The sequence below is a fragment of the Paenibacillus sp. FSL L8-0663 genome (assembly GCF_038008125.1).
GTDB classification, from domain to species: Bacteria; Bacillota; Bacilli; order Paenibacillales; family Paenibacillaceae; genus Paenibacillus; species Paenibacillus polymyxa_D.
On the sequence record NZ_JBBOYM010000001.1, the window covers coordinates 2,194,582 to 2,220,345 of the forward strand.

The 25,764-nt window shown below is 46.0% G+C and carries 27 protein-coding genes, 2 pseudogenes and 2 CRISPR repeat arrays; of the genes and pseudogenes, 25 read left to right on the plus strand and 4 right to left on the minus strand.

Going from position 1 to position 25,764, the window contains the following annotated elements:
• The first annotated feature begins 15 nt into the window (after nt 1-15).
• From cas7c to cas2, 4 genes are read left to right on the plus strand one after another with little or no spacing between them, the layout of a single operon-like run.
• Complete coding sequence (gene cas7c / locus MKY75_RS10090) at nt 16-891, plus strand: type I-C CRISPR-associated protein Cas7/Csd2 (protein ID WP_165147458.1); 876 nt, start codon at nt 16-18, stop codon at nt 889-891.
• Nucleotides 878-1,537: a CRISPR-associated protein Cas4 gene (gene cas4, locus MKY75_RS10095; RefSeq protein WP_076264226.1), complete on the plus strand. Its 660-nt coding sequence runs from the start codon at nt 878-880 to the stop codon at nt 1,535-1,537. The genes cas7c and cas4 overlap by 14 nt, the downstream gene beginning before the upstream one ends.
• Entirely contained in the window at nt 1,534-2,565 is a 1,032-nt protein-coding gene (gene cas1c, locus MKY75_RS10100; protein ID WP_165147455.1) for a type I-C CRISPR-associated endonuclease Cas1c, read from the plus strand. The genes cas4 and cas1c overlap by 4 nt, the downstream gene beginning before the upstream one ends.
• A 10-nt stretch (nt 2,566-2,575) precedes the next feature.
• The gene (gene cas2, locus MKY75_RS10105; protein ID WP_023988276.1) at nt 2,576-2,866 is read left to right on the plus strand and encodes a CRISPR-associated endonuclease Cas2; all 291 of its coding nucleotides are present in this window, start codon (nt 2,576-2,578) and stop codon (nt 2,864-2,866) included.
• A gap of 180 nt (nt 2,867-3,046) precedes the next feature.
• Nucleotides 3,047-3,353: a CRISPR direct-repeat array (repeat unit 32 nt; unit sequence GTCGCACTCCATGTGAGTGCGTGGATTGAAAT).
• A 239-nt stretch (nt 3,354-3,592) separates the two neighbouring features.
• Here cas2 and MKY75_RS10110 read toward each other — a convergent pair.
• Nucleotides 3,593-3,844 (minus strand): hypothetical protein, encoded by a 252-nt coding sequence (locus MKY75_RS10110; RefSeq protein WP_165147452.1) that lies wholly within the window; start codon nt 3,842-3,844, stop codon nt 3,593-3,595.
• Nucleotides 3,845-4,064: 220 nt separating this feature from the next.
• Here MKY75_RS10110 and MKY75_RS10115 point away from each other — a divergent pair, with 220 nt between their 5' ends.
• The gene (locus tag MKY75_RS10115) at nt 4,065-4,673 is read left to right on the plus strand and encodes a hypothetical protein (RefSeq protein WP_165147449.1); all 609 of its coding nucleotides are present in this window, start codon (nt 4,065-4,067) and stop codon (nt 4,671-4,673) included.
• A 31-nt stretch (nt 4,674-4,704) separates the two neighbouring features.
• The gene (locus MKY75_RS10120) at nt 4,705-5,556 is read left to right on the plus strand and encodes a hypothetical protein (RefSeq protein WP_340885128.1); all 852 of its coding nucleotides are present in this window, start codon (nt 4,705-4,707) and stop codon (nt 5,554-5,556) included.
• Between the two features lie 647 nt (nt 5,557-6,203).
• Here the strand turns inward: MKY75_RS10120 and MKY75_RS10125 are convergent.
• Entirely contained in the window at nt 6,204-6,356 is a 153-nt protein-coding gene (locus tag MKY75_RS10125; RefSeq protein WP_238437776.1) for a hypothetical protein, read from the minus strand.
• A gap of 212 nt (nt 6,357-6,568) precedes the next feature.
• On the opposite strand from MKY75_RS10125, the gene MKY75_RS10130 reads away from it, so the two are divergent.
• The 9 genes and pseudogenes from MKY75_RS10130 (at nt 6,569) to MKY75_RS10170 (ending at nt 14,913) form a co-directional block, all read left to right on the plus strand.
• Nucleotides 6,569-8,053 (plus strand): aminotransferase-like domain-containing protein, encoded by a 1,485-nt coding sequence (locus MKY75_RS10130; RefSeq protein ID WP_340885130.1) that lies wholly within the window; start codon nt 6,569-6,571, stop codon nt 8,051-8,053.
• A gap of 109 nt (nt 8,054-8,162) precedes the next feature.
• The gene (locus MKY75_RS10135) at nt 8,163-9,092 is read left to right on the plus strand and encodes a D-alanine--D-alanine ligase (protein WP_340887084.1); all 930 of its coding nucleotides are present in this window, start codon (nt 8,163-8,165) and stop codon (nt 9,090-9,092) included.
• 1 nt (nt 9,093) lies between these two features.
• Complete coding sequence (locus MKY75_RS10140) at nt 9,094-10,278, plus strand: aminotransferase class I/II-fold pyridoxal phosphate-dependent enzyme (RefSeq protein WP_340885133.1); 1,185 nt, start codon at nt 9,094-9,096, stop codon at nt 10,276-10,278.
• Between the two features lie 118 nt (nt 10,279-10,396).
• Complete coding sequence (locus MKY75_RS10145; protein ID WP_185156351.1) at nt 10,397-10,537, plus strand: hypothetical protein; 141 nt, start codon at nt 10,397-10,399, stop codon at nt 10,535-10,537.
• 225 nt (nt 10,538-10,762) lie between these two features.
• Nucleotides 10,763-11,070: a CRISPR direct-repeat array (repeat unit 32 nt; unit sequence GTCGCACTCTATATGAGTGCGTGGATTGAAAT).
• Between the two features lie 43 nt (nt 11,071-11,113).
• A pseudogene (gene cas1 / locus MKY75_RS10150) lies at nt 11,114-11,412 on the plus strand (CRISPR-associated endonuclease Cas1); the annotation flags it as partial.
• Nucleotides 11,413-12,119: 707 nt separating this feature from the next.
• Nucleotides 12,120-13,510 (plus strand): annotated as a pseudogene (locus MKY75_RS10155) (helix-turn-helix domain-containing protein).
• A 357-nt stretch (nt 13,511-13,867) separates the two neighbouring features.
• Nucleotides 13,868-14,035 (plus strand): aspartyl-phosphate phosphatase Spo0E family protein, encoded by a 168-nt coding sequence (locus MKY75_RS10160; protein ID WP_340885134.1) that lies wholly within the window; start codon nt 13,868-13,870, stop codon nt 14,033-14,035.
• A gap of 193 nt (nt 14,036-14,228) precedes the next feature.
• Entirely contained in the window at nt 14,229-14,423 is a 195-nt protein-coding gene (locus tag MKY75_RS10165; protein ID WP_340885137.1) for an XRE family transcriptional regulator, read from the plus strand.
• A 115-nt stretch (nt 14,424-14,538) separates the two neighbouring features.
• The gene (locus MKY75_RS10170; protein WP_049827672.1) at nt 14,539-14,913 is read left to right on the plus strand and encodes a DnaJ family domain-containing protein; all 375 of its coding nucleotides are present in this window, start codon (nt 14,539-14,541) and stop codon (nt 14,911-14,913) included.
• A gap of 64 nt (nt 14,914-14,977) precedes the next feature.
• On the opposite strand, the gene gluQRS is transcribed toward MKY75_RS10170, so the two are convergent.
• A complete protein-coding gene (gene gluQRS, locus MKY75_RS10175; protein WP_340885140.1) occupies nt 14,978-15,973 on the minus strand; it encodes a tRNA glutamyl-Q(34) synthetase GluQRS in 996 nt (331 codons plus the stop codon).
• Nucleotides 15,974-16,287: 314 nt separating this feature from the next.
• Here gluQRS and hrpB point away from each other — a divergent pair, with 314 nt between their 5' ends.
• From hrpB to MKY75_RS10200, 5 genes are all read left to right on the plus strand, one after another.
• A complete protein-coding gene (gene hrpB, locus MKY75_RS10180; RefSeq protein ID WP_340885143.1) occupies nt 16,288-18,816 on the plus strand; it encodes an ATP-dependent helicase HrpB in 2,529 nt (842 codons plus the stop codon).
• Nucleotides 18,817-18,935: 119 nt separating this feature from the next.
• Nucleotides 18,936-19,523 carry a general stress protein gene (locus tag MKY75_RS10185; RefSeq protein WP_029519034.1) on the plus strand — a complete coding sequence of 196 codons (588 nt, stop codon included), beginning with the start codon at nt 18,936-18,938 and terminating at the stop codon, nt 19,521-19,523.
• 270 nt (nt 19,524-19,793) lie between these two features.
• On the plus strand, nt 19,794-20,966 hold the full coding sequence (locus tag MKY75_RS10190) for an acyltransferase (RefSeq protein WP_029519036.1): 1,173 nt from the start codon (nt 19,794-19,796) through the stop codon (nt 20,964-20,966).
• A gap of 315 nt (nt 20,967-21,281) precedes the next feature.
• Entirely contained in the window at nt 21,282-21,644 is a 363-nt protein-coding gene (locus MKY75_RS10195; RefSeq protein ID WP_013310011.1) for a helix-turn-helix transcriptional regulator, read from the plus strand.
• 19 nt (nt 21,645-21,663) lie between these two features.
• Nucleotides 21,664-22,668, plus strand: a complete 1,005-nt coding sequence (locus MKY75_RS10200) for a Gfo/Idh/MocA family protein (RefSeq protein ID WP_061830313.1) — start codon at nt 21,664-21,666, stop codon at nt 22,666-22,668.
• 113 nt (nt 22,669-22,781) lie between these two features.
• Here the strand turns inward: MKY75_RS10200 and MKY75_RS10205 are convergent, their stop codons facing one another.
• Nucleotides 22,782-23,351 (minus strand): TraR/DksA C4-type zinc finger protein, encoded by a 570-nt coding sequence (locus tag MKY75_RS10205; RefSeq protein WP_029519038.1) that lies wholly within the window; start codon nt 23,349-23,351, stop codon nt 22,782-22,784.
• 144 nt (nt 23,352-23,495) lie between these two features.
• Between MKY75_RS10205 and MKY75_RS10210 the strand changes: the two genes are divergently transcribed.
• The 5 genes from MKY75_RS10210 to MKY75_RS10230 all read left to right on the plus strand — a co-directional run bounded on the left by MKY75_RS10210 (nt 23,496) and on the right by MKY75_RS10230 (nt 25,701).
• The gene (locus tag MKY75_RS10210; protein ID WP_023988297.1) at nt 23,496-23,873 is read left to right on the plus strand and encodes a DivIVA domain-containing protein; all 378 of its coding nucleotides are present in this window, start codon (nt 23,496-23,498) and stop codon (nt 23,871-23,873) included.
• Nucleotides 23,874-23,970: 97 nt separating this feature from the next.
• Nucleotides 23,971-24,405 carry an Rrf2 family transcriptional regulator gene (locus tag MKY75_RS10215; protein ID WP_029519039.1) on the plus strand — a complete coding sequence of 145 codons (435 nt, stop codon included), beginning with the start codon at nt 23,971-23,973 and terminating at the stop codon, nt 24,403-24,405.
• 24 nt (nt 24,406-24,429) lie between these two features.
• Nucleotides 24,430-24,930 carry a metallophosphoesterase family protein gene (locus tag MKY75_RS10220; RefSeq protein WP_340885145.1) on the plus strand — a complete coding sequence of 167 codons (501 nt, stop codon included), beginning with the start codon at nt 24,430-24,432 and terminating at the stop codon, nt 24,928-24,930.
• A gap of 35 nt (nt 24,931-24,965) precedes the next feature.
• Nucleotides 24,966-25,292, plus strand: coding sequence for a (2Fe-2S) ferredoxin domain-containing protein (locus tag MKY75_RS10225; RefSeq protein ID WP_061830316.1), 327 nt, complete (start codon nt 24,966-24,968; stop codon nt 25,290-25,292).
• A 130-nt stretch (nt 25,293-25,422) separates the two neighbouring features.
• A complete protein-coding gene (locus tag MKY75_RS10230; RefSeq protein WP_165147420.1) occupies nt 25,423-25,701 on the plus strand; it encodes a hypothetical protein in 279 nt (92 codons plus the stop codon).
• Nucleotides 25,702-25,764 lie beyond the last annotated feature (63 nt).

Consider the following 25,764-nt stretch of genomic DNA (forward strand, 5'->3'; position numbering starts at 1 on the left):
AAGGAGAGTAATCATATGTCCGTGTTGGATCACAAAATTGATTTTGCAGTTGTTTTGTCGGTTACTAGAGCAAATCCCAATGGCGATCCCCTGAATGGCAATCGTCCGCGGCAAAATTACGATGGTTATGGTGAGATTTCAGATGTGGCTCTGAAACGGAAATTGAGAAATCGTCTGCAAGATATAGGAGAGTCTATTTTTGTTCAATCGAATGATCGGAAATCGGATGCTTTTAATAGTTTAAGAGAACGTGCAGATGCCAATCCTGAATTGGAAAAATTCTTCAAGGGCAAGGAAGGTTCAAGTGATGAATTTGCTAAAATTGCCTGTCAGGAATGGATAGATGTTCGTAGCTTCGGTCAAGTATTTGCGTTCAAGGCGGCGAGTAAGGGAGCAGGAGTGTCCGTTGGAGTAAGAGGTCCTGTATCTATACATACGGCAACCAGTATAGATCCTATTGATATTACAAGTATGCAAATTACAAAAAGTGTAAACTCCGAACCAGGGAAAGAAAGAGGTTCCGATACGATGGGGATGAAGCATCGGGTGGATTTCGGCGTGTACCTTTTCAAAGGAAGCATCAATACACAACTAGCAGAAAAAACAGGATTTACCAACGAAGATGCTGGAAAGATCAAGGATGCGCTGATTTCGTTGTTTGAAAATGATGTTTCATCCGCCCGTCCTGACGGTAGTATGGAGGTTCATAAAGTCTATTGGTGGGAGCACAAGTCCAAACTTGGAAAATACTCATCTGCTAAAGTACACCGATCTTTGGAAGTGAAACCGAAAGAAAATGTAAGTGCAATCGACAAATCTTTTGATACACATTATGAATGTATATTAACACCGCTCGAAGGCTTAGAGGTCCAAGAGTATGCAGGGCTATAACGAAGAAGATTATTTGCTGCTATCTGGTTTACAGCATTTTAATTTTTGTAGAAGACAGTGGGCGCTTATTCATATTGAGCAGCAATGGGAAGAAAACGTGCGGACGATTGAGGGCAATCATTTGCATAGGAAAGCAGATCAGCCCATGATTCGTGAAAAAAGAGGGGATAAGCTCATCGTACGCGCGTTACCTGTACATTCCAGAGAGCTTGGAATTACAGGAATCTGTGACGTGGTAGAGTTCATATGTGATCCCCTTGGTGTTCCGCTTGCGGGGGAGGAAGGTACCTACCTTCCTTTTCCTGTTGAATACAAGCGTGGCAAACCGAAACGAAATGACTCGGATCATGCACAATTGGTCGCACAAGTGATGTGTCTTGAAGAAATGCTCGTGTGTGAGATTTCAAAAGGCTACTTTTATTACGATGAGATCAAACACCGTGTAGAGGTCATCATCACGGCGGCTGACCGAGAGCGTGTGCGTACAAGCTTGCAGGAAATGCGGCATTATTTTGAGCGAAATCATACACCTAAAGCCAAAGCGGGACCACACTGCCTGAGCTGCTCACTACATAACATATGTGTTCCCGAAATACTGAATAAAAAATCAGTTTCAAGCTTTATTGAAAGCAGGATAGCTGAATGAAAAAATTACTAAACACATTATTTGTGACCATGCCAGATACGTACTTGTCACTAGATGGGGAAAATATCGTGATCAAACAAGAAGAGTCCATTCTTGCACGGTATCCTTTGCACAATTTGGAGGCGGTTTGCACTTTTGGCTATTCAGGGGCCAGTCCAGGCCTCATGGGAGCTTGTGCAACACGCAATATAGACCTAACCTTTATGACACGAAGCGGACGCTTCTTGGCGAGAGTTACCGGGGAAAGCCGGGGAAATGTGGTACTGAGAAAAGAACAGTACCGGATTTCCGATGATGATAGAAGAAGTGCTCTTGTAGCCAGAAATATGATTATAGGCAAAATATATAACCATAAATGGATTTTGGAACGGGCAACGAGGGATTATCCACTTCGTATTGATACGGAACGCATGAAGAAGGTGACCGCTTCTTTGACAAAGATCATGAAGCAAGTCCGAGAAGTGGAGGAACTGGACATATTACGCGGTTTGGAGGGGACGGCGGCAGTTCAGTACAATTCCGTGTGGGATGATCTGATCTTGCAGCAAAAAGATGATTTTTACTTCCATGGGCGCCATAAGCGCCCGCCGCTAGATAATGTGAATGCCCTATTATCTTTTGCCTATACACTGCTGTCCAACGATATGAAATCTGCACTGGAAGCTGTCGGTCTGGATGCTTATGTAGGTTTTCTGCATCGAGATCGTCCAGGGCGAGCCTCCTTGGCACTGGATGTGATGGAAGAGCTTCGAGGAGTATATGCCGACCGTTTTGTCCTTACATTGATTAACAAAAAATTGATTCATGGGAAAGGATTTTACAAAAAAGAAAACGGGGCTGTGATGATGGACGATGATACGAGGAAAATCGTATTGAAGGCATGGCAAGAACGAAAACAGGAAAAAATGATTCATCCTTATTTGAATGAGAAAATGTCTTGGGGACTGGTGCCCTATTCACAGGCTTTGCTCTTGGCTAGATATATTCGGGGAGATTTGGACGAGTACCCTCCATTTTTGTGGAAGTAGGTGTGAACATTTGCTCATTTTGATCACGTATGATGTAAGCACAGTAGACAGAGAAGGTAGAAAAAGACTGGCAAAGGTTGCGAAAAAGTGCGTAGATCACGGACAAAGGGTGCAAAATTCTGTGTTTGAATGTATTTTGGACTCGACCCAGTTCCGCAGCTTAAAGTATGAACTTGAAGAATTAATAGACCCAAAAGAAGACAGCTTGCGCTTCTACAACTTAGGAGATAACTACAAAAAGAAAGTAGAGCATATAGGGGCAAAGGAAGCTTATGATATGGAAAGCCCACTCATTTTGTAAGGTGCGAATGTGAAGCTCACATAAAAATCCCGGGTCCTTCGCACCTCGAATTTGTCGAAAATCAATTGAATCAGTTGCCATCAGTAAAAGTCAATGGTTGATTAAAGCCTTTTTGGCATCAGTTTTTGCGACAATGTGTAGAATTGATATCATTAGGGTATCAATTACTGCATTTTCGCTGTCGCACTCCATGTGAGTGCGTGGATTGAAATCACTTTAAACCAGTGATAAGGACCCGCAGGGTTAGTCGCACTCCATGTGAGTGCGTGGATTGAAATAGCGTGTCTGCGTATGACCTAAACGGGAATGAGTCTAAGTCGCACTCCATGTGAGTGCGTGGATTGAAATCGTCAGAGAGGGGCTTGCTTGCTACTCCTTGCCCGCTGGTCGCACTCCATGTGAGTGCGTGGATTGAAATTTATTTCAAGTTGAAGTGTGATGTAATTAGGAAATTGGTCGCACTCCATGTGAGTGCGTGGATTGAAATATGCCTAACTGGTGGTCTATAAGTATTGTTTCAGTCGCACTCTATGTGAGTGAGTGCGTGGATTGAAATTTCACAAGTACAGCTCCCATCGAAATGAATAGAAGACACGTTGCGGAATTGAACTGCGCAAGGGTTCTGACCAGGCTGTTATTGTTTCCGCTGGTTAACTGGTTCCTTGCCGCCTGAACGTGCCGTAAAGCCCCGGAATAACTCGGGAAGTGACTCTGGATATTGCTGAATTACAGGAGCTCTGCTGCGATCTGTTTGAGCACTGGCGGTGTTGGGATGAGTTGGCCGTCACCTTTGTTGCCCTTGATGTAGGTTTTATCCTCGTAGGCATAATATACATCGCCTTGGCCCTCAACGACCGGGTAGCCGCTCTCATCATCAGTTAAAGATGTTTGCACGTGATTGCCATGTTGTGCGGCATGCTCCTCATTTGATTTTCCGTGATACAAATTTACCACATGAAAAGTCCAGGGACGGGCCACTTAGAGGCCACTTTAAGGACAAATATAGGACACGAAAAAAATTTTCTGTGAAAAGTGTTTTTTCTCCGCAACTTTTTCCATCTATGATCAGTCTATTATCTAAGAAGGCTTTTTTTTCCAAATCTAATTAAGATTGAAAGGAAGTGCAAATTTATTCAAACTCCTGTATGTAGATTAGGGGAAGCCTATCGCTATATCATGAGAGGATGAGGGAAAGATTATGACGAAAAAGTGGGTATCTTTATTTTCTGTTATTTGCACAGTTTTCTTCCTTTTTGGCTCTAGTTCAACTTATGCAGAGAGTTATTACGCTGGAGTCACGAAGCCCGGAAGTCAGTATTTGGGTATGACTGCTACCATTACAACTCCGAGTAAATTGCCTACACTTGGTACTAGCGGTGAGTCAGCTTGGGTAACAAATGTCACTCCAAGTCGAGATTGGATTCAAACAGGTATCCGATTTTATTCAGGATATCCGGGATTTGCAACTTACGTTGAACATACTGTTAATGGAGCTTATGGCATGCAGGAAATAGGGACTCACCTTTTATCTTCATCTGTAAAATATATGGTTCAATATGGTTCTGACAGTAAATGGCATGCATATATTGGAGGTTATGATAAGGGGAGCTGGAGCTTAGGAACAAATAATAATGTACAAGCGAATGCAGAAACCCATTCTACAAATACCCAAATGGGACCATTCCAATTTACAGGTGTGCAATACAAAAATACAAATGGTGTGTGGAAAGCAAATGATACGGCCCCACGTGCCGATAGTCCATATCATGTCAGCAAAACGGATAATTCAAATTACAAAGTCTATTAACCAATAATTTTAAAGGAGGTCGAAAGTAATAATGAAACATAAAAAGTTGCTGATCGTTGGGGCTGCACTGGGCATTTTTAGTGGGGCTTTTTATATAAATTCCATTTCTGCCGAGAGTCCTACTGAGCTTATCCAAACCAAGCTTTCTCAGCAAGGAGTATCCATTTCAAGCATTAGTGCTCAACAGGAGGACTTAAAAGTAGAAACAAAATCAGTTTCTAGTTCTGGGAAAGCTACAATTGATGACATTAAAGCGATTCGCGCGGTTCGAAATGAAGTACGGAGTGGAGTCAACGGAACCAATGAAATCAAAAATATTGATTTAGCTATTAAAGGTGCAAATGGAAAAACGATTTATGATGAAGTTTCTAATGATGTTACTCATATCCCAGACTTTTCGAAAAAAATCCAAGGTTCCCTGGAGTCGACAAAGGTCCTGGAAGCTGTATATGGTGAACTTCAAGGAAACGGTATGGATGTAAAATCGGTAGATATTACAGATAGCGTTATTGGTGGAAAGCTGGCAAAGATTGTGATTAAAGCGGATGTCTCCGAGATCAATAGTCTGGTTCCTAAAATTGAACAGTGGATAATGGCGTTAAATGATGCTAAAGACAGCAATGGTATTTCTCAATACGATCTGACTATCAATGGTAAAGATAATGAAGTATTATTCTATTTGACAGCAGATTTAGTATATCGTGATTTTTATTGGTGGCAATCAGATGCTTTAGGCGGTGAAACTTGGACGAACTCTGGACCTGAAAGTGAGAAGGCTGCTAACAGTAAAGACAAAGTAGAGGCGACACTTGAAAAAGGGATTACTGCTGAACCACCCGGAGTAGACAATAACGGTTTAGAAGAGCCCCAAATTAAAAAATAAAGATTATAAAGTATTTTGAAAAGGTGTTTCTCATTAAAACGGGGAACGCCTTTCTTACTAAAATAATTCACAAAAGAATAAGGTGCTGGATAATTTCCACCCAGTACCTTTAAATAAGTTGGAGGTAATAAACATGGTCTATTTATACATGTTTATCAGTCTCATAGTGTTTTATGTCGTGGTTTTCATTCTCTCTCTGTTTACTATCCATGTGATTAAAGGTGATGAGACTACCTATATTTTACTGGTTCTCATAATCGGAATCCTTCTTCACAATTCTGAAACCAAAAAAAGATAAGTAGTCGTACACCAATAAATTCAGCTATATAACCTCTCTACATACCCCACCTCATATACTTCGACTCTCAAGGCAGCGGCAAGAATATTAAGGGCTTCCGACTTTATACGGCGGAATGTCCTGTCGCCCAAGCCTAAATCTCCACAAACTATGAAATCAAACTCACCTTCATCATCCAAGTAACTCCGCATAATAACCTCACGCTGCACACTAGACAATCTACTCATTGCCGCTCCAGCAGCTTATCCTTCGCCTCCAGTTCTGCCTCCTTGTCCACGTTGTATGTGGCGATTTCCTCCGTCTGCTTGCTGATAGCATTTGTAGATTGATGTTCTCTATATGAATACGCCTAAGTGGTTGCTGCTTCCCGACGAACAGAACCGATCTGACGATACTGCCGAACTGTCTCCAAATATTCCTCCACCGCAAGGCGGGTGGCTTTTTCGTCGACCGGCAGAATATTGAACGTTAATTGTAAGTTGTTTTTTCTTCTTTTCCCCAATGCAATCCCCTCACCGTGTTATAATTTGGTGAAGGTTTGAAACTACTGACCCTCGCGGGCCCGGCCAAGGAATGCAGGGGAATGAGGCAACAATATGAGGGCGTACAGGGGATAAAATGCGGAAGAACCACCGAAGGATGAAAAATCCAGTGCGGTGGTTCTTTTTTTTCACTCGTCTTGTATGTCATCATTATAGGGGGAGGCGATGAAGGATGTTCCAGGATTTCAAGCTCGTCAGTGACCGCCCGGTCTCGATACAAGTAAAAGAATACGTCAATCGTTTAATTATAAAAGGGGCGCTTCAGGCAAATCAGAAGCTGCCTTCCACACGAGAAATGAGCGTTCTGCTTAAGGTGAGCCGCAATACAGTCATTGCAGCATATGAAGGCTTGGAGGATGACGGGTTTACGTATGCGATTCCCGGAAAGGGTAGTTATGTGGCCGCCATGGTGGGCCGGTCGAATGTAGATAACGGAGGGTCTGACAGCTCTGCCACCTGGGAGATCGACTGGAAGGCAAGAATGAACGAGTATGCTGTATCGGCTGTTGATCTGGATATGATGAAGCAGGGCATTCGTGCCCAAAAGGGAACTATCTCGTTCACAAGCATCGCTCCGGATGAGCAGCTGTTTGATCTGGGGGATGTAAGGCGAGCTTTTATGGATCGGATGGCAATCGAAGGACAGGTGCTGCTCAACTACGGCTATGCCAAGGGCTACAAGCCTCTGATTGTTTACCTTATGCATTATATGGAGAACAAGGGCGTCGATATAATTGGAAAGGATATGCTGATTACAGGCGGGTTTACAGAAGGCTTTGACATTGTGCTGTCGGCTTTACGCCCTTCTGCACGCCGCGGAGCAGCAATTTGTGAAAATCCGACCCATCACACAGCGATCAAAAATTTGAAGTTGCAAGGATTTGAGATTACTGGCATTCCGATGGAGCGTGACGGTATTGATGTGGAGCGGCTAGAGGAGGTACTGCAGACCAATAGCTTCGATTTGGCCTATTTGACTCCTTCCTATCATAATCCGACAGGCATCGTCATGTCGCCAGCAAAGCGCAGCGCTGTTATGAAATTAATGATGCGCTATCAGATTCCGGTGATCGAGGATGGATTCAATGAGGAGCTGCGCTACTCGGGAGCGCATGTTGCGCCCTTAATAGCGACAGCAGGGCAAGGGAACGGAGTAATCTATATTGGTAGCTTCTCCAAAGTGCTGTTCCCTGGCTTGCGAGTAGGCTGGGTGCTTGGAGACCGAGCACTGATTGACACTCTGGAAAGCATTAAGCGTGCGCGCACCATTCATACCTCAACAATCGATCAATCGATTTTATACCAATATATGCTTAACGGAAATTTCGATAAACATGTAAAGAAAGCACGGACAGAGTATAAGCGCAAATATGAGCTGACAAAGGCATGCTGTGAAGCACATCTTCCTGAGGCGCAGGTTTCTGGTGACGGGGGCTTGCATTTGTTCCTTACCTTCCCGGCAGGTGTGAATACACGCCAGCTGCTAGAAGCTTGCACAGAACAGGGCGTCATTTTTACACCGGGAGACAGGTTTTTTATTCAAGAAGGCGAAGGGATGAATACATTGCGGCTTGGGTTTTCACGAGTAACGGATGAAAATATCGAACGGGGTATTCAAATAATCGGCAAACAGGCGCGTAACTTTCCTAAGGCATAAGGATTAAGAAAAGAGCTATAGAGATGAAATATTGTTCTGGAGAAGCACCAGCGATCGGAAGAACAATCCGTAGCCACATAATAATTTTGAAGAAAAATGAGGTGTCATGATGAAAATTGGCGTTATTATGGGCGGTATTTCCTCTGAGCGTGAGATTTCTCTGCAGACAGGTCAAGAGATGATCAATCATTTGGATCGCAGCCGTTATGAAGTGGTTCCAATGGTGATCGAGCAGCGAGCGGATTTAATCACGCAGGTTCAGCAGGCCGGCATCGATATCGCGCTGCTGGCACTGCATGGTCAGTATGGCGAGGACGGCACGGTGCAGGGAGCGCTGGAGACGCTGGGCATTCCCTACACAGGCAGTGGTGTCCTGGCAAGCAGCTTATGCATGAATAAGCAGTTGTCCAAGATGCTGTTGAAGGCAGCGGGTGTGCATACGCCTTCAGGCCTTTACTGGCAGGGGATGGACGATTATGATCCGCAGGTAGTGGAGCGTCTGGGCTACCCGGTTATTGTGAAGCCGAATACGGGGGGATCAAGCATCGGCATCCAGCTTGTACAGAATGAGAAGGAGCTGCTACCGGCTGTTCAGGAGGCTTGCAGCTTGGATCAAGCGATTTTGATTGAGCCCTATTATAAAGGGACCGAGATTACCTGCTCGATCGTGGACGGCGAGGTATTGCCGATTATTGGTATTAGCTCCGCTCGTTCGAAGTGGTTCGACTACAAAGCTAAATATGAGGTCGGTGGTGCTAAGGAGGAGGTGATCGAGCTTCCTCCCGTTATTGAGCATCGTGTGCGCGAGGCGGCACTGGCCAGCTACCGACTGCTGCAATGCAAGGTCTATGCAAGGGTCGATATGATTTTGTGTCAGGATAGGCCTTACGTGCTGGAAGTGAACACATTACCGGGAATGACCGCCAATAGCCTGCTTCCGAAAAGTGCGGCAGCTGCGGGTATAACTTTTACACAGCTGCTGGACCATATTATTGCCAGTTCGCTCCATGAGCGGAAACAGGAATGGGGGGTGGCGTAATATGTTTATTGAAAAGGGTGCAGGGCGGTTTCTATCCTCGCGTGTACGGGATATTCGGCCATCGGGAATTCGCGCTTTTTTTGATCTGAATGCAGCAGGAGGAGATACAATCGCCCTTGGGGTCGGAGAGCCTGATTTCGTTACACCGGAAAAGGTGCGTGAAGCTTGCATTCAGGCATTGCGTGAAGGACAGACGAAATATACTTCGAATGCCGGCTTGATGGAGCTGCGGGAGGAGATCTCTGCTTATTTTTCCGGCAGCTTCGCGCTTTCCTATGATCCTGAGCACGAAATGATCGTGACGGTGGGGAGCAGTGAAGCCGTCGACCTGGCGCTACGAGCAGTGATCGATCCGGGTGACGAGGTGCTGATTCCAGCCCCAAGCTATATTGCCTATGAACCCATTACCCATCTGCATGGTGGTAAAATTATAGAGGTAGTGGCTACGGCAGAGGAGCAATTCAAGCTGACCCCGCAAGCGCTGCAAGTGGCAATTACACCTTATTCAAAGGTTTTAATGATCAATTACCCCTGTAATCCGACAGGAACAGTTATGACGGAGCAGGATTGGCTACCGATTACAGAGCTCATTATCAAACATAATCTGGTCGTCGTTTCGGATGAAGTGTATGCCGAACTGACTTACGGGAGAAAGCATGTCAGTATCGCCTCTTTGCCGGGCATGAAGGAGCGTACGATTGTTATCAGCGGTTTTTCCAAAGCATTTGCGATGACAGGCTGGCGGGTAGGCTATGCGTGCGGTCCGCGTGAGCTGATCGCCAGCATGCTGAAAATCCACCAGTACACAGCCATGTGTGCGCCCACCATTGCACAGATAGCCGCGCTGGAATCATTGCGTCATGGCTTGGCTGCCAAGGATGAGATGATGGCGAGCTACAACGAACGTCGCAAGCTGTTTGTGGCCGGCTTGAATGCAATCGGGCTTGCTTGTCATGAGCCTGAAGGGGCTTTCTATGCCTTTCCTTCAATTACTTCTACTGGCATGTCATCTGAGCAGTTTGCACTTCGTATGCTGAAGGAAGCGAAGGTGGCGGTCGTACCGGGACATGTATTCGGATCAGGCGGAGAGGGCTTTATTCGCTGCTCATATGCAGCCTCGCTCGTCGATTTGGAGAAGGCACTGGAACGGATGGGAAGGTTTATGAGGGTAATGCAGCCGGTATGATGAACAGGGTTAATAACTCAACTTTTGCTGAACGTTTTCATAAAATATTTTACAAATACCTTTATGATTTTCGAAAACATAAAGGTATTTTTCTGATCAATGTAGTGGATATTTTCGGATGTATTTACCCAAAGCCCGAACGTTCAGCTTTGGAGTTAACTGGTGGAACCCTGCTTTTAAATGCGCTATCGATGAATTAAATATATTCGAATGTGCGCTTCCTCCTTCACAGGTGGCAGAACTGGCAGAGGTGAAATAAGTCCAGGCAGGTATTTGTTGCTAAGCCAAAAAGCGAGTCTGTTCAGGTGCGAATGTGAAGCTCACATGAATTCTCCGAGAGATTCGCACCTCAGATTTTGTCGAATTATATCGAATGTGAACAAGTTTTAAACGATCGCAAGAGGATGAGGTAATATTAGATGCGTTTTTGCCAAAATAACGCTAGAATGTTATTTAAATAGGGGGCATTTGACCCATTTTCGCTGTCGCACTCTATATGAGTGCGTGGATTGAAATATTTGTCTATCCTCCTTTCTTACTGTAAACAATTGTAGTCGCACTCTATATGAGTGCGTGGATTGAAATCCACACGTAACCAAGCTCAAAGATTTACCAAGAGCGTCGCACTCTATATGAGTGCGTGGATTGAAATACCTACCCAGGCAGCTTCTGGATAATTTGAAGTATCGTCGCACTCTATATGAGTGCGTGGATTGAAATTGCTTCAACACATCCAAGCTAATCCGCAAGATGCCGACAAGTCGCACTCTATATGAGTGCGTGGATAATGACGTAGTAGCCTCGTCACCTGGTCACATAAAGTGGTGACCGGATCATGAAGCAAATCCGAGAAGTGGAGGAACTGGACATATTAGCGGTTTGGAGGGGACGACGGTGGTTCAGTACAATTCCGTGTGGGATGATCTGATCTTGCAGCAAAAAGATGATTTTTACTTCCATGGACGCCATAAACGCCCGCCGTTAGATAACGTGAATACCCTATTATCTTTTGTCTATACACTGCTGTCCAACGATATGAAATCCGCACTGGAAGCTGTCGGTCTCGATGCTTATGTAGGTTTTCTGCTTAGAGATCGTCCAGGGCGAGCCTCCTTGGCATTGGATGTGATGGAATTAGAGTATGAATTACTACATTTTCGCTGTCGCACTCTGTATGGAGTGCGTGGATTGAAATTTTATAGGTAGTAGGGGGTGTATCCCCCTTAAAGCTCGCACTCCATGTGAGTGCGTGGGTGGTATGAAAAAGAAGGCTTGTTTCGTGGCCTACCCAGCAGTGAATAGTTGCAAATCTCTTTTTAACGGATTTCTCATTCGACAAATTTCCTCTTACTTTTATGAAACAATTACTTAACATTTACAATGGTTGAAGTATAAATTAAGGTGGGAGTTGCTTATGAGGGTTTCCATGAGTAAGGTTCTAAAACGTTATGCAACGATTCTATTGAACTACGCAATAGTGATAGGGACATTTTACGCTTTGGGATATCAGATGAGCGCTATGGGAATCTATGCAATTCTGACAGGAATTGTGACTGGAGAAATAATCAACTTAGCATTATCAATGCGAGAGAAATGAACCTATGTATCCCTTGATTACATCAAAATCAGGGGATTTTTCATTTGATTAAGAGGTTCAACAGAGTTATTACCTGGGAACTCTATATCATTTACTAATAGTAAAGAATATGGAGAAATGAAATAGTCATGTCAACTCTGTGAAACCTTTTATTTCGGCAATCCAATTTCACTTTTGCTATTCGTTTTCACAATCTTCCGTGATTTTTAAAATAATGGAATTTTATGTGAAGGGTGGTTAAGACTTGAAACATACACCTACGATTTCAGCGGAGTTTGAGGATTATCTAAAACAAAATGATATGACGTTGAGTCAATTTGCCGAATATTCAGGGTTCATCAAAGAACGCTTAGTCATTGGATTACTCAGCATCGTCCTGTTTCCGTACAGCAGCTGGACCAAATTACTGTGGCTATGGATTTGCCAGAAGGCTATTTTTACGATCTATACATAGAAAATTACATCATTGAACTTTCACCGAATTTTAGGCGAATCGAGCCATTATTGTATCGTTGTGCGGAGCTGGACAAGCTGGATGCAATCCGACGAATGGTTGGAGATATCATGGATAATCCGCTGTATGCGACTAGGCTATTCGATGTTGCAGAAGCATTATTTGAACAGGGACAACATGCTGCTGCGCTTCCTCTCTATGAGAATGTCGCAGAAGTGGAGAAATATCAGCATTCTGAACGCTTGGCCATCTGTCAATATCGTATATTCACGATTCAAGTTGGAGATGATCAGAGCCTTAATCTCAAGGCAGCCACACTGTTTGAACCCTTTGTGGAACGTCTGGATGAAATAGATCAGCTTGATGCCTTAAAGGATTTGGCGAATGTGTATCGTTCTTTGCGCTTATGGGATCGGCTTGATGTGACAGCACGCAAAATGAGAGGTAAAGCGGAAATCCAATATGCGCTAGAGCATCAGCAGAAAAAACGAAAGCCTGCACTTGAAAAGAAGCTAAGTCGTCCTTTGTTTGTGTATATCACCTATGCTGATTTATTGTGTGCAAGCGTCTGTGAAGCCCAAAGTAATTACTAACAAGCTCTACAATATACATACGCCTACGTTAATTTAGAGTGGGTCAAAGAGACGGACGAGGATACTCTGCATTGGATTAAACTATTTCAAAATTGGGCGCTATGTAATACTTACGTTAATAAATTATTATCCGGAGATATAAGTGTGCTTCCGGATTACGTTGAATATATTAGTGTATCATCAAATACCACTAAAGAAATGGTTACTCAATTATTGAATATTATGATGGCGGCTAACCGATTTCAAGTTGATGTGGATGACATACTTCAACAGTTCGAAACGGAGATTGATTCGATCACTCAACAGCAACCATCTGCTGATATGTACACTCATCAAGTGGTTCCAGAACAATCAACACGTTTTAAATATGAACTGGCTAAATACTACTTAGATAAAGGTAATTACTCATATGGATTTAAATACTTACTAGACGCTTTATCTAAATCATTAGTCATTAACAAAGAAGCCTTTTTCATTAGCTGTATAAGATTATTTGAGCAGTTCAAACAGTTTGCAGACTTTAGATTATGTACAAAATATGAAAGTTTAGTTAGAGAAGGGCGAAAAGATAGATTATTTTATTATTAGTAGTAATTAACATTTCTAAGTGTTGATTTCAAGCTGAATAAAATGTATATGGAAAACGAAGAAGGCAGTGTTGCTGTGCAAGTAAAGCGGTCGCTTTTGCAGCGGATTTTAACCCTCATCGGACTTTATTCAGGAAATACAGGGACGGTGGCGTAGGAAGCAAAATTCGACTGCATAGTGAAATAATAATAGTTGGATTTTAAGTTCATCTTGTAGGAGTATGTTGTATTTTAAATAAACATAAAACGCCAAAAAAGTGCCTCTGGAATTCCAGAAGCGCTTTTTTTTGGTAAGCGTATTTTAAAAAAATCCAAAAATTTATGTTTTGCATTAAGATATGACACAGAAGGGGGAATCATGCTGATGAATCCAGGTGTGACTTTACTTCGTGTCGAACGGGCCAGAAAAAAACTGTACCAAGTCCAGAAGAAATACGGATTTTTAACGCATCCCAAAGTGATTGAACAATCCATGAAACTGGATGAACTATTGAATCAATACCAAATATACAAAATGAAATCCTAACAAATGAGTTCATGACATGTTGCTAAAGGAAGAGCGTGAAATCCAATCTCCAATCTCCAAACCCCAATCAAAATTCTAAATCCCAAATCCCAAATCCCAAATCCCAAATCCCAAATCCCAAATCCCAAATCCCAAATCCCAAATCCCAAATCCCAAATCCCAAATCCTATACTATGAAGAGGTGATAACGTTGTTGAACAAAAGAAATCCTGTAACCCCTTTTGGGTGGAAAATCAAAGAAAAGCTAGTCGAGAGGCAAATGGATCAGAGAACATTTTGTGATACCTACCATATTCCTGCTAGCCGCTTGTCTAATCTCATTCATGGAACACGCAAGGCAAAAAAGTATAGAGAACAAGTATGCCAATTGCTTGGGATCGAAGAATGACCAGCTCTCTCCTACAGGAATACAAGACATCCTAATGATATGTAAGCTACAGTGGCAAAGAACTCCGGGTTTATTTAATATAGATTATACATAGGATGCTTAATACAAGGAGTGGATGGAAATGTTCTCCAGAATGGCAGAGCAGAAGATTGCCGAGGCGATGGCCAAAGGTGAGTTTGATCATCTACCGGGAGCGGGCAAGCCACTGGTCATCGAGGATTTGTCACATGTTCCAGAGGAGCTGCGGATGTCGTACAAGCTGTTGAAGAATGCAGGCATTTTACCGGAAGAGCTTCAGCTGCAAAAGGAATGTGTCCAGCTACGTGATTTGCTTCACGCTTGTCATGAGGCGGGAGAGCAAGAGCGGATCAGTCGCAGGCTGACTGAAAAATCACTTCGTCTCCGTATGCTGCTGGAGGAAAGAGGGCTGAATACGTCGTCTGTATTTTATGAATATGAGTCCGCTATGCGTAAGCGACTGGAGGAATAGAAGCGAGAGGAGCGAAGGGCGGAAGGCCCTTGCCCGTACACTTTAATTTCTACGCTTTACCTCATTACTGTTGCAGTGCAGATAATCTCGTGTGGCATTGCTTCGTCAGGATGACGGATTCTTTGGGCAGTTTGTCTAAATGAAAGTCATCGATTAAATCTACTGTCTTCACAGGCTCGGGTGAATCCAGCAGCCCTGAAAAATAGGCGAGCCAGCCAATGACTGCTTCCGGTGAGACCCCTTGTCGACGCATGGCTCGGAGTGCTACGCCACCATGTCGTTTTGCCAGCCTTCGTCCATCAGGGCCTAGGACAAGGGGAACGTGTGCGAAACGTGGCGGCTGCAAGCCCAAAGCTTGGTACAGCAATAGCTGACGGGGCGTTGAATCGAGAAGATCATACCCGCGGAGTACGTCGGTCATATGCATATCCGCATCATCGACAACGACAGCCAGCTGATAGGAAAACATGCCGTCCGCTCGTTTGACGATAAAATCGCCGCCTTCTGCCGCACCGAAGGTCACATGACCTGCTACCTGATCATGAAACGAAATAACGGCATCTGGACTTTGCGGTACTTTAAAGCGAAGTGAAGGGAGTTTATGCTGTGCTTTGGCTACGGCATCTTGAGAGCTAAGGTTACGACATGCCCCTGAATATGCGGGTCCTTCACCAGACAGTCCATGTGGAGCATGAGCGGCAGCCAGAATGTCAGCCCGACTGCAAAAACAAGGATATAGCAAATCATGCCCCTGTAGCTTCTCCAATGCAGATTGGAAGCGATCCAGCCGCTGGCTTTGAGTGTAGGGACCGTAGGAACCGCCTACGTCGGGTCCTTCGTCCCAGTTCAGACCGATCCAGCGCAAATCTTCCATTATTCCTTGCGCTAACTGGCTGCGAGCTCGCGTCATATCAATATCTTCCATGCGCAAAATATAGGTTCCGCCCAGGGAACGAAAGTGCAGCCAGGATAATAAGGCGGTACGAGCATTTCCTAAGTGTATCCATCCCGATGGTGTTGGGGCAAATCGCCCTCTGATGGGTTGGGCCTGTAATTCCATACGAAAGTGACCTCGATTCTATGTTCCGTCCTTCAGCAATCCATATCAACTATATTATAAAATGATCTTGCCGTGAGTGCATCCCGATAGGTATAGAAGCTAAAGACGAAGCATACATAGCCGCGATGGTCAGACGGGAAATTTAAATATCTGTATAATAGATTTAGAAGAATTATGTATGACAGACCGAGGAGAAGTTCCAGAGGGCAGCTTAACCTTTTCTATTCAATAATTACAGGTAATGAAAAATTCACAATAATAAAAGAATTAAAACTTAGATTCTACGCATCAAGCGTATCATTGGAGAGATTTCATTGACAGATAAACAACTGCCTATTATGCAAGTGATCCCCGAGCTTAAACATACACTGCAATCTCATTCGGCGGCGGTACTGATTACACAGCCGGGAGCGGGGAAAACGACGGTAACACCGCTGGAGCTACTGAATGAGCCGTGGCTGGCAGGGCAAAAGTTAATTATGCTGGAGCCGAGGCGTTTGGCAGCACGTGCAGCAGCAGCGCAAATGGCGAAAGCGCTGGGAGAGCCCACCGGAAAGACGGTGGGCTACCGGGTTCGCATGGATACAAAAGTAGGGCCAAATACGCGGATTGAGGTGGTTACGGAAGGCGTACTCACCCGGATGTTGCAACATGATCAGGCGTTGGAGGGAGTCGGGCTGATTATGTTTGATGAGTTTCATGAGCGCAGCCTGCATGCAGACTTGGGATTGGCACTTGCCCTGCAAAGCCAGGCGCTGCTGCGACCGGATTTGAAGATATTGATCATGTCTGCCACCTTGGAGGCAGAGCCTGTATGTAGACTATTAGGGGATGCGCCATTACTGGAATGCCCAGGCACCGTATTTCCGGTAGAAACCTTCCATATGTCCAAGCCTTCGTCAACCTCATTAGAGTCCTTTACGGCTGAGACAGTAGAAAAGGCGCTTCATGCTCATGAAGGCGATCTATTGGTGTTTTTACCAGGGGCCAGAGAAATTCATAGAACGGAACGAGAATTGGCTTCAAAGCATTTACCAGCACACGTCAAGATCATTCCGCTGTACGGCAGCATGAAGCTGGAGCAGCAGGATGAGGCAATACGCCCGTCGGCTTCGGGCAGTCGAAAAGTGGTATTGGCCACCTCGATTGCCGAGTCCAGTTTGACCATCGCCGGGATCACGGTGGTGATCGATAGCGGACTGTCGCGGGAATCGGTGTTTTCCGCGCGAACTGGCATGAGCCGTTTGACCACCGTCAAGGTGTCCAAGGCCTCCGCCGACCAGCGGCGCGGACGGGCGGGGCGCCTCCAGCCGGGCGTATGCTACCGGCTGTGGAGCGCGCAGGAGCATGCCGCGCTCCCCGATGCCAGCCGCCCGGAAATCGCGGCAGCGGATCTGGCCCCGCTCGCGCTGGAGCTGGCGGCCTGGGGCGTGCGCGAGCCCGCAGAGCTGGCCTGGCTGGATGCCCCGCCTGAGGCCGCGTACCGCCAGGCCACAGACCTGCTGCGCCAGCTCGGCTGCCTAGATGAAGCAGCCGATGGCACTACAGGCGGCATCACCGCGCATGGGCGCGAGGTGTCCGCCCTGGGCACGCACCCGCGCCTTGGGCACATGCTGTTGCGTGCTGCGGCACTCGGCCTGGCACCAACCGCCAGCCGTCTGGCTGCGCTGCTGCAAGAGCGGGACCCGTTCCGCGCACATGGCGGAACGGATTTGCGCCCGCGGCTGGATGCCCTGCGCGAGGCGGCCCATGCCCGCAGTACGCACAGCCTGCTGCGGGCAGCAGACGATACGGTGATTCGCCGTATCGTGCAAGAGAGCCGGCAGCTGCTAGCCACGCTGCCGACAGCAGCCGCAGCGCAGGACGAGCCTGACGGCTCCGCGGCTTGCGGGCTGCTGTTGGCCTTTGCGTATCCGGATCGGATCGCGCAGGGCCGGGGGGATGGCCGCTTTTTGCTTAGCGGCGGCCGAGGGACGCGACTCCGACAAGTGGAGTGGATGTCGCGTTCATCCTATCTCGTCGCCGCCGAAGTGGACGACGAGGGAGCAGATGGTGCCATTCAGTTGGCGGCACCGGTTGAACTGCAAGAGCTGACCCAGCATTGCAGCGATTTGTTGCTGGAACAAGCCAGCGTATACTGGGATAACTCCGCCTCAGCAGTGAGAGCCCGCAAGGTACTGCGACTGGGCTCACTCGTCTTAAAGGAAACGTCCTATGAGCGACCTCCGGCAGAGGAAGTTGCTGGCGCCTTGATGCAGGGTGTCCGTGAACGCGGTCTGAAGCTGTTGTCATGGAATCGGCAAACCCTCCAGTTGCAGGCTCGTTTGATTTTTATGCACTTCTCAGCGCCTGAAGACTGGCCGGACTGCACGGAATTGGCATTGCTGGATTCACTGGAATCGTGGCTGTTGCCTTTTGCTCTAGGAGCCAAAAACGTATCCGATCTGCAACGGCTGGACAGTGCTGCATTGCTGCTTGGCAGGCTGGACTGGGAACAGCGGCAGCAGCTTGATCAGGAAGCGCCGACGCATATCCGTGTACCCAGCGGTTCCCGCATTCCTGTCGATTATTCGAATCCTGAGGCACCAGCGCTGGCCGTACGACTACAAGAGCTGTTCGGTATGAGGGATACACCCCGTATTGGACGCGGACGCGTACCCATTGTATTGCATTTACTGTCACCTGCCCAGCGACCTGTCCAAGTGACGTCCGACTTGTCCAGCTTCTGGAGCGAGGCTTACTTTGAAGTCAAAAAGGACCTGAAAGGCAGATATCCCAAGCATTATTGGCCTGAAGATCCACTAGAAGCTGTGGCGACCAACAGAGCAAAGCGCAAGCAATAATATAAAAGCTGTTTTATGCTAATAGACTTTTTAAATTTTTGTAAAATCGTTTAAACGTCATAATAGCGGGGTAATGAAAAACGAACCACTCAACACCAAAATATTGGGAGGTAACTATCATGGCTAATAACTTAAACGATTATAATGAAAAGAAGATTGTTGGTGTTTTTGATACAGAGCAGGAAGCATCTCGTGCGATAGGACAATTGCAGAGCAAAGGAATCCCAAGCAGTGAAATTTCTGTGATCACCCGTGACCGTGACGAGCTGAGGACGATTAGTGAAGAGACAGGCACCAAAGCACCGGAGGGTGTAGCGACCGGTGCGGCTACCGGCGGCGTTGTAGGCGGCGTTGCTGGGTTGCTGGCGGGCATCGGGGCCTTGGCTATTCCAGGTATCGGACCAATCCTCGCTGCTGGACCTATCGCGGCTACCCTTACCGGAGCAGCTGTCGGAGCGGGAGCAGGTGGCTTGGTCGGTGGACTGGTCGGGCTGGGTATTCCGGAAGATGATGCACGTCAATACGAGACTTACGTCGATCAGGGCAAGATTTTAGTGCTGGTGGACTCCGCTGACCATAACAGGGATGTTTATGATATTTTCCGCACCAACCGTTCGCTGAATGCGGATCGTTACAGAACGTATGATGATACGTTGGCAGACACGCCGCGTACAGATGCATACACAGATACGAGAAGGAACCTGTAAAAACCTAACGGCTAGTTGAGAACGTGATTTAACAGGCTTTCCTATCTCCTTTGTATATGAGTTGTTTCTACAGCAGCAGTCTCCCCGAGAGGAAGGACTGCTGTTTTTACATATTTGTGGATCATAGAATAAATCTGAGATAAATGATGCTAAGCTTGCCGTTGGCACGTTTAACCTTCTATATATTTTTACAGAATTGTCGTTATAATAGATTGAGGATTTTGAAAAAATCCTGGATTTATAAATTGCTAGATGTAACAGGAGAGTGGCATGAGTCAAAAAGAGAGAATTTCCGAAGTCGCTTTGCTGAGAGGGCTGGCTTTTGCGGCCGTTGTTCTTCAGCATTCCGTCGCACACTATGCGGTTGCGCAGGGGGCGCGCGTCCAGGACGGGGTATTGATGACACTTTTACTGCTGTGTTCCAAATTTGCAGTTCCTGTGTTTGTATTTATCACTGGAATGGTGCTATTTTACAATTATGATGGAGCCTTAAAGTACGGAACGTTTTTACGTAAAAGATTCCTGGACATCATCGTTCCTTATATCATATGGTCTCTTTTATACGAATTGGGAAATCAGCTTGCTCAAAGTGGAGGATATATTCACCCGCTGGATTTTTTCCAGAAGCTGTTGAACGGGAAAAGTAGCTATCATCTGTGGTACATCGTAATGATTATTCAATGTTATGTGTTATTTCCTGTGTTTCGTTATGCTGTCCGTCGTTTGTCTGCGCTACTGCCATCAACATGGCGACCCGCTGCATTGGCTGTATTCGGCGTGCTATATATTTTGCTCATGTTCGCCGTTGGACCCGTATACCAAGCGATGGATAAGCTCCAGCTTCCGGTCATTACCTCTTGGTTTACCCTGTACGCTGACCGGAATGTGATCTACTTTTTCTTTTATTTTGTGCTGGGAGCGGCAGCCGGGATGAACGTCAAGCGTTGGAATGCATGGGTAACCAAAGCACAAATGATATACTGGCCGTTGTTTATCGTAATTACTGGCTACTTGCTGTATGAGATGATCGGTCAGTTCCAGACACCGCAAGGTACAGTTCTTTCCTTTAACTATTTGTCTCTGCTGCGTCCGGTCATGGCTGTATATTGCGTCGCGTCTATTTTTGTAGCTTATCGGGTAGCGACGTGGATTGCTCATAAGGGGGGACGTGCGGCGAGTATGCTGACGGCCATCGGAACGTTGTCCTATGGAGCGTATCTCATGCATGCCTTTATGCTGCGTGTGACCTATTATTTTGACGAGACGTTGTTTGCAGACTGGAGCCACGTTCTTCGTATGCTGGCTTCATTCGTTCTCTGTATGATCTTTTCCGTTGCCGGAACATGGCTGCTGGCACGTTTGCCTCTGGGCAAATGGATCGTGGGGCTTCGGGTTCGTCCTCGCCCGACTGGGAGTCCGCCAGCCGTACAAAAGCAAGCTTGATTTGATAATCCAATCACATATGTTCACAAGAGTATCCCAAAGCCAAGAAATAAGGCCAAGGGATACTTTTTTGACTGATATTATATTATTTCAAAATATGAAAAATTCATAATAGTAAACCATAAACTCATTTCTCAGCGCTTCGCACACTACTCTATATCGCCTCATTCTATGTCTCTCGCCATCTTAAAACAGGTCACAAGGGATGGAGAGTTCTCATAAGCTCTCATATCATCAAAGGAAATAGTGTATGGACACAGAGTGGTTTATAATGGAAGGTAAGGTGCACGAATAAGGTGTGGAGGAGGCTGTAAAATGGCGTTTATGATATCCCAGCGGGCTTTTATCAAAATTTATCTGATCACAATGGTGGAGAGGCATCGCGGTTATGGATATCAGATGCTCGAATCGATGAAGGATGAGTTTAGTGGCTTTGGATATGTTCCGCCTCAGAGCGAGGTTTATCGGGCGCTGCATGAGCTGGTACAGGAAGGCGTTTTTTACCGTACCAAGCGATTGAAAGGAACAGACCCGCGCGTGGATTTTCAGGAGATTGTACTCTATCACTTTACAGATGATGGGGAGGAGAAAGCCCGACTGTACAAGAAGCAGGTCAAAGCTGATTTGGACCGTTGCTTAGGTATGCTGCATAAAGCGGAACAAGACAACTATTCCTAACCACGAAAGGATGAGAATGATGGGTAGAAAGCTGAAATGGGGAATTTTAGGCACTGCGGAGATCGCCCAAATCGCTGTAATTCCTGCGATTCAGCAATCCGAACGCGGAGAAGTGCTTGGGATTGCTAGCCGTAATGCGGATAAAGCCGCTGAGGCCGCCCGGGAGTTCGATATTCCGAAAAGTTATGGAAGCTATGATGAACTGTTGGCTGATCCCGAAATCGGAGCGGTGTACATTCCGTTGCCAAACCATCTGCATGAAGAGTGGACCATTCGGGCGGCGGAGGCTGGGAAGCACGTTTTGTGTGAAAAACCATCTTCTCTTAGCTCGGCCGGTACAAGCCGCATGATTGAAGCATGTCAACGTGCAGGAGTGATCTTTGCAGAGGCTTTTATGTATCGCTATCATCCCAAACATCGAAGAATTAAGGAAATTATCAATAGTGGGGAAATTGGTGACATTCGCGGCATCCATTGCACGTTTACGTTTAACAATACCGATCAGGCAGATAATGTACGCTTTAATAAAAACATGGGCGGCGGCTCGCTATATGATGTGGGCGTCTATCCAATATCAGCCGCTCGTATGTATTTGGATCGGGAGCCAGAGGCAGTGACGGTACATGCCTTATTTTCCCCGGAGCATGACAACGTCGATATGATGGCTTCCGGCTTGCTGGAGTTTCCAGGTGGAGTTAATCTTACTTTCGATTGTGGCATGTGGGCAGCCAATCGTTCCAACATGGAAATTCTCGGTAGCAAGGGTACGATTGCGATGCCCAAAATGTTCGGCTGGGAAAGAACGTCTGTGGTACCGCAAATTTTCGTCCACGTCGGTTCGGTTACGCGTGAGGAACGTCTGAAAGGTTTTAATTCTTTTGAACTGCAAGCGGATGCTTTTGCTAAAGCAGTGCTTGACGGTGTCCCGTTGCCGTATGAGCCAGAAGATGCGGTGAGCAATATGAAGGTGATCGATGCTTGTATTGAGTCAGCTCGCAGTCGGAAACGGATAGAAATTGGATAAGCGGTGTACCGTATTCCTAGAAGATCTAAAAAGCAGCCTTGTCAAAAGGACAAGCTGCTTTTTTAGATGACAAATACATAGGTATTTTCAATAAGTCTTTGGGCATTCGAGCATCACATATTTTCATCATAATCTGTGACATCACGCTTGGCGGCAGTTGCAGGTGAGTTCGATGTACCGTATTTTTCCACGGCGTCCCATGCGCCCGCATCATCAAATCGTCCTGCATTCCGTTGGCGAACCTCACCTGCACCCTTGGGCGGCGGAGTCATGACCTGTTCCTCTACCGGACGGTCATTCGATAATTCTCGAGTTGGCGTGTGCTCGACGGTATAGGCTGTATATGGAATGGCTTGTAACCGTTCAAAAGGAATTTCTTCCCCGCTCTCCACACAAATTCCGTATGTCCCATCCTTTATCCGCTGAAGGGCTGCATTGACTTGCTCCAGCTCGTCTTGCAGCGAATCATTAATCGCCATATCACGGGACCGTTCAAAGGTTTCTGTCCCTATATCAGCGGGGTGATTGTCATAGGACGAGAGCTCACCTGTGGAATCTGTCAGTGTTTCTCCCAATTGAGCGTTTGCCTGACCGTTTTGTTCAAAATGCTTTTCTAAATCCTTTTTCTGCTCCAACAACATATGTTTCAGCTCTGCAAGCTGCGAATCGTTCAAATGATTCATGATCATCTCTCCCCTTCGTGGTCTGTATAAGTGACACGTATGCTCTTTTATACCCGTTCATAGGGCCGGGCAATCAGCAGAGACTTTTATTCCCAGCCTAGAATGTGATATAAAAAGAATAGTGTGTTAAGGAGGGAATAACCGATGGATGAACATATGAAGCGTCGTCTGGATAAGCAAAAGCAGTTGTTTAAACAACTGGGCATTCAGCTGGACGCGCTCTCCATTCATGAGAAACAGTTTAAGAATAAAATGCGCGGCTATGATCCGGACGAGGTAGATGCCTTTCTGGATGAAGTGATCAAGGATTATGAACGCTTTTATGCGAATATAGCCGACCTGATGGACAAGTGGCAGGAGCAGCAGGCAACCATACGTGATTTGAAAAATGCACCCAAGCCAGCGGCCGACCTTAATGGACTTGACCGTCGTCAACTGGAGGATATCGTAAAACAGTTGGAATATAGTGTGCGCCAATTAAAGGTGCGAGTACGTCCTGAAAATGACTATTTTCCGGAGTAAGGTGCAGTTAGCACTGTGTTGGTGCCTCTATTGTGGTATGATGGAAACAAGTATTTTATCAAACATTTAATGAGGCACACACATAAAGGTGGTTAACATGAGTACCCATTTTTCCGTTAGTATCCATTGTCTGCTTCTTCTGGCTGAAGGGGCACCGGAGCGAATGACATCGTCACTTATAGCTTCCAGCATCAATACAAACCCGGTAGTTGTGAGAAGGATTATGAGCCGCCTCAAGCAAGCGGGTTTGGTTGATTCATCGCCTGGAGCACGCGGCTTTCGTCTAAGCATGTCCAGTTCAAACATCAATCTGAAAATGATCTATGAAGCGACTAAGGATGAAGGTCCGTTGTTCGCCATCCACACCGATAGCAATCTTAATTGTGAGGTAGGCAGGAACATAGACGCATTGTTGGATGGTTTATATACCGTGGCAGAGCAGAAAATACAGACGTTTTTCGAGACCGTTACGCTGCGAGATTTGGAGCAGGCACTTCAGCAGCGCGTGGGGCAACAAAGTTCATCTGTGTAAAGACGCTGGTAAGGAGCAATTAATATGAAAATCATCGTACTTTCAGACACTCATATGCCGCACAGAGGCAAAACACTGCCTAGTCGACTGGTACAGGAGTTAAAAGGCAGTGACCTCATTCTCCATGCCGGAGACTGGACGGATTGGTTCGTATATGAACGTCTAGCTGAATTTGCGCCTGTGCAAGGCATTGCCGGAAACAATGATGGAGTGGACATCGTGGAGCGTCTAGGCTATCAGCGAATCGTTGAAGCCCAAGGCAAGCGGATCGGTATGGTTCACGGTCACGGCTGGCGAGGAACGACAGAAAATATCGCATTGAATACGTTTAAGGGAGAAACGCTGGATTGTCTGATTTATGGACATTCGCATATTCCGGTGGTCAAAACGATTGACGGTCAGCTTGTCCTTAATCCGGGGTCTCCGACGGACAAACGTGGCGAAGACGAATATTCATTTATCGTGCTGACGATTGAAGCTGATCAGATGGAAGCACAGCTTGTTCTTTATCCAGATAAACATTGATTTAAAACCAACAACTGTTGATTAAAGGGGAAGCTATGGCTATTTTTGAATTAGAACCAATGAAGCATCATGTGTTGATCTGCAATGGAGGCACATGTATGCGACATGAGGGTGAAGAAGTTACACAGGCAATTCGGGATGAAATTCGTAAACAAAATGCAGAAGCATATATTCACACGACCAGAACTCGCTGTAATGGGCGTTGTCATGATGCTGCGGTTGTGATCGTATATCCTCAAGGGGACTGGTATGGTCAAATGACCCCCGACTCGGGGACTCAACTGGTGCAGAAGCTCGTAACGGGAGAGAAGCTGGAACCTCATCTTTTTCATGAGTGTACAGGTCAATCCAGTTCGGAATAATTCAATCAACCATCTATAAGTACATGAGTAGAGAAAATCTTTGCAGAGATTTTCTCTTTTTTGCGTTTAATCCCCGATGTGAAAGGTAAAAGTATACTGTGGACACCAATCCGATAGGGAGGGAAGTAAAATGGCCCCATTTGAAGATAACCTGTACGATCAGAATCAGCAGAAAGGACAGACGGGGAAAGGAACAACGGAGTCTAAACATCAGAAACAGTCGATCAATCGAGATCATGCAGAGCAGTATCCGACAGAGCAGGAAAGCTTGTTCGACCGTTTTGAGATCGAGCAGACGGTAGACGCCATTCCTGTAGAGGATTTGAAGATGGAAAGACAGGAGGAGAGAGACAAGGATGCAACCAAGCACACCTCTTCCAGTGAGAAAAAATATAATAGTGGCGTATAATTATCAACTAACTGGTAATATTTAAAAAGAAAACTCTTGACTTTAAGATATATGCAATGTATA

Bases quoted from the DNA above. Each gene is read 5' to 3' on its own strand.
- MKY75_RS10215 (WP_029519039.1), top strand. From the start codon at position 23,971: ATGAGTACCCATTTTTCCGTTAGTATCCATTGTCTGCTTCTTCTGGCT.
- MKY75_RS10145 (WP_185156351.1), top strand. From the start codon at position 10,397: ATGTATTTACCCAAAGCCCGAACGTTCAGCTTTGGAGTTAACTGGTGG.
- MKY75_RS10140 (WP_340885133.1), top strand. From the start codon at position 9,094: ATGTTTATTGAAAAGGGTGCAGGGCGGTTTCTATCCTCGCGTGTACGG.
- MKY75_RS10225 (WP_061830316.1), top strand. From the start codon at position 24,966: ATGGCTATTTTTGAATTAGAACCAATGAAGCATCATGTGTTGATCTGC.
- MKY75_RS10120 (WP_340885128.1), top strand. From the start codon at position 4,705: ATGAAACATAAAAAGTTGCTGATCGTTGGGGCTGCACTGGGCATTTTT.
- gluQRS (WP_340885140.1), bottom strand. From the start codon at position 15,973: ATGGAATTACAGGCCCAACCCATCAGAGGGCGATTTGCCCCAACACCA.
- MKY75_RS10205 (WP_029519038.1), bottom strand. From the start codon at position 23,351: ATGAATCATTTGAACGATTCGCAGCTTGCAGAGCTGAAACATATGTTG.
- MKY75_RS10195 (WP_013310011.1), top strand. From the start codon at position 21,282: ATGGCGTTTATGATATCCCAGCGGGCTTTTATCAAAATTTATCTGATC.
- MKY75_RS10230 (WP_165147420.1), top strand. From the start codon at position 25,423: ATGGCCCCATTTGAAGATAACCTGTACGATCAGAATCAGCAGAAAGGA.
- cas7c (WP_165147458.1), top strand. From the start codon at position 16: ATGTCCGTGTTGGATCACAAAATTGATTTTGCAGTTGTTTTGTCGGTT.
- cas1c (WP_165147455.1), top strand. From the start codon at position 1,534: ATGAAAAAATTACTAAACACATTATTTGTGACCATGCCAGATACGTAC.
- MKY75_RS10130 (WP_340885130.1), top strand. From the start codon at position 6,569: ATGTTCCAGGATTTCAAGCTCGTCAGTGACCGCCCGGTCTCGATACAA.
- MKY75_RS10185 (WP_029519034.1), top strand. From the start codon at position 18,936: ATGGCTAATAACTTAAACGATTATAATGAAAAGAAGATTGTTGGTGTT.
- cas4 (WP_076264226.1), top strand. From the start codon at position 878: ATGCAGGGCTATAACGAAGAAGATTATTTGCTGCTATCTGGTTTACAG.
- MKY75_RS10160 (WP_340885134.1), top strand. From the start codon at position 13,868: ATGCTGATGAATCCAGGTGTGACTTTACTTCGTGTCGAACGGGCCAGA.
- MKY75_RS10115 (WP_165147449.1), top strand. From the start codon at position 4,065: ATGACGAAAAAGTGGGTATCTTTATTTTCTGTTATTTGCACAGTTTTC.
- MKY75_RS10170 (WP_049827672.1), top strand. From the start codon at position 14,539: ATGGAAATGTTCTCCAGAATGGCAGAGCAGAAGATTGCCGAGGCGATG.
- MKY75_RS10220 (WP_340885145.1), top strand. From the start codon at position 24,430: ATGAAAATCATCGTACTTTCAGACACTCATATGCCGCACAGAGGCAAA.
- MKY75_RS10190 (WP_029519036.1), top strand. From the start codon at position 19,794: ATGAGTCAAAAAGAGAGAATTTCCGAAGTCGCTTTGCTGAGAGGGCTG.
- MKY75_RS10200 (WP_061830313.1), top strand. From the start codon at position 21,664: ATGGGTAGAAAGCTGAAATGGGGAATTTTAGGCACTGCGGAGATCGCC.
- MKY75_RS10135 (WP_340887084.1), top strand. From the start codon at position 8,163: ATGAAAATTGGCGTTATTATGGGCGGTATTTCCTCTGAGCGTGAGATT.
- MKY75_RS10210 (WP_023988297.1), top strand. From the start codon at position 23,496: ATGGATGAACATATGAAGCGTCGTCTGGATAAGCAAAAGCAGTTGTTT.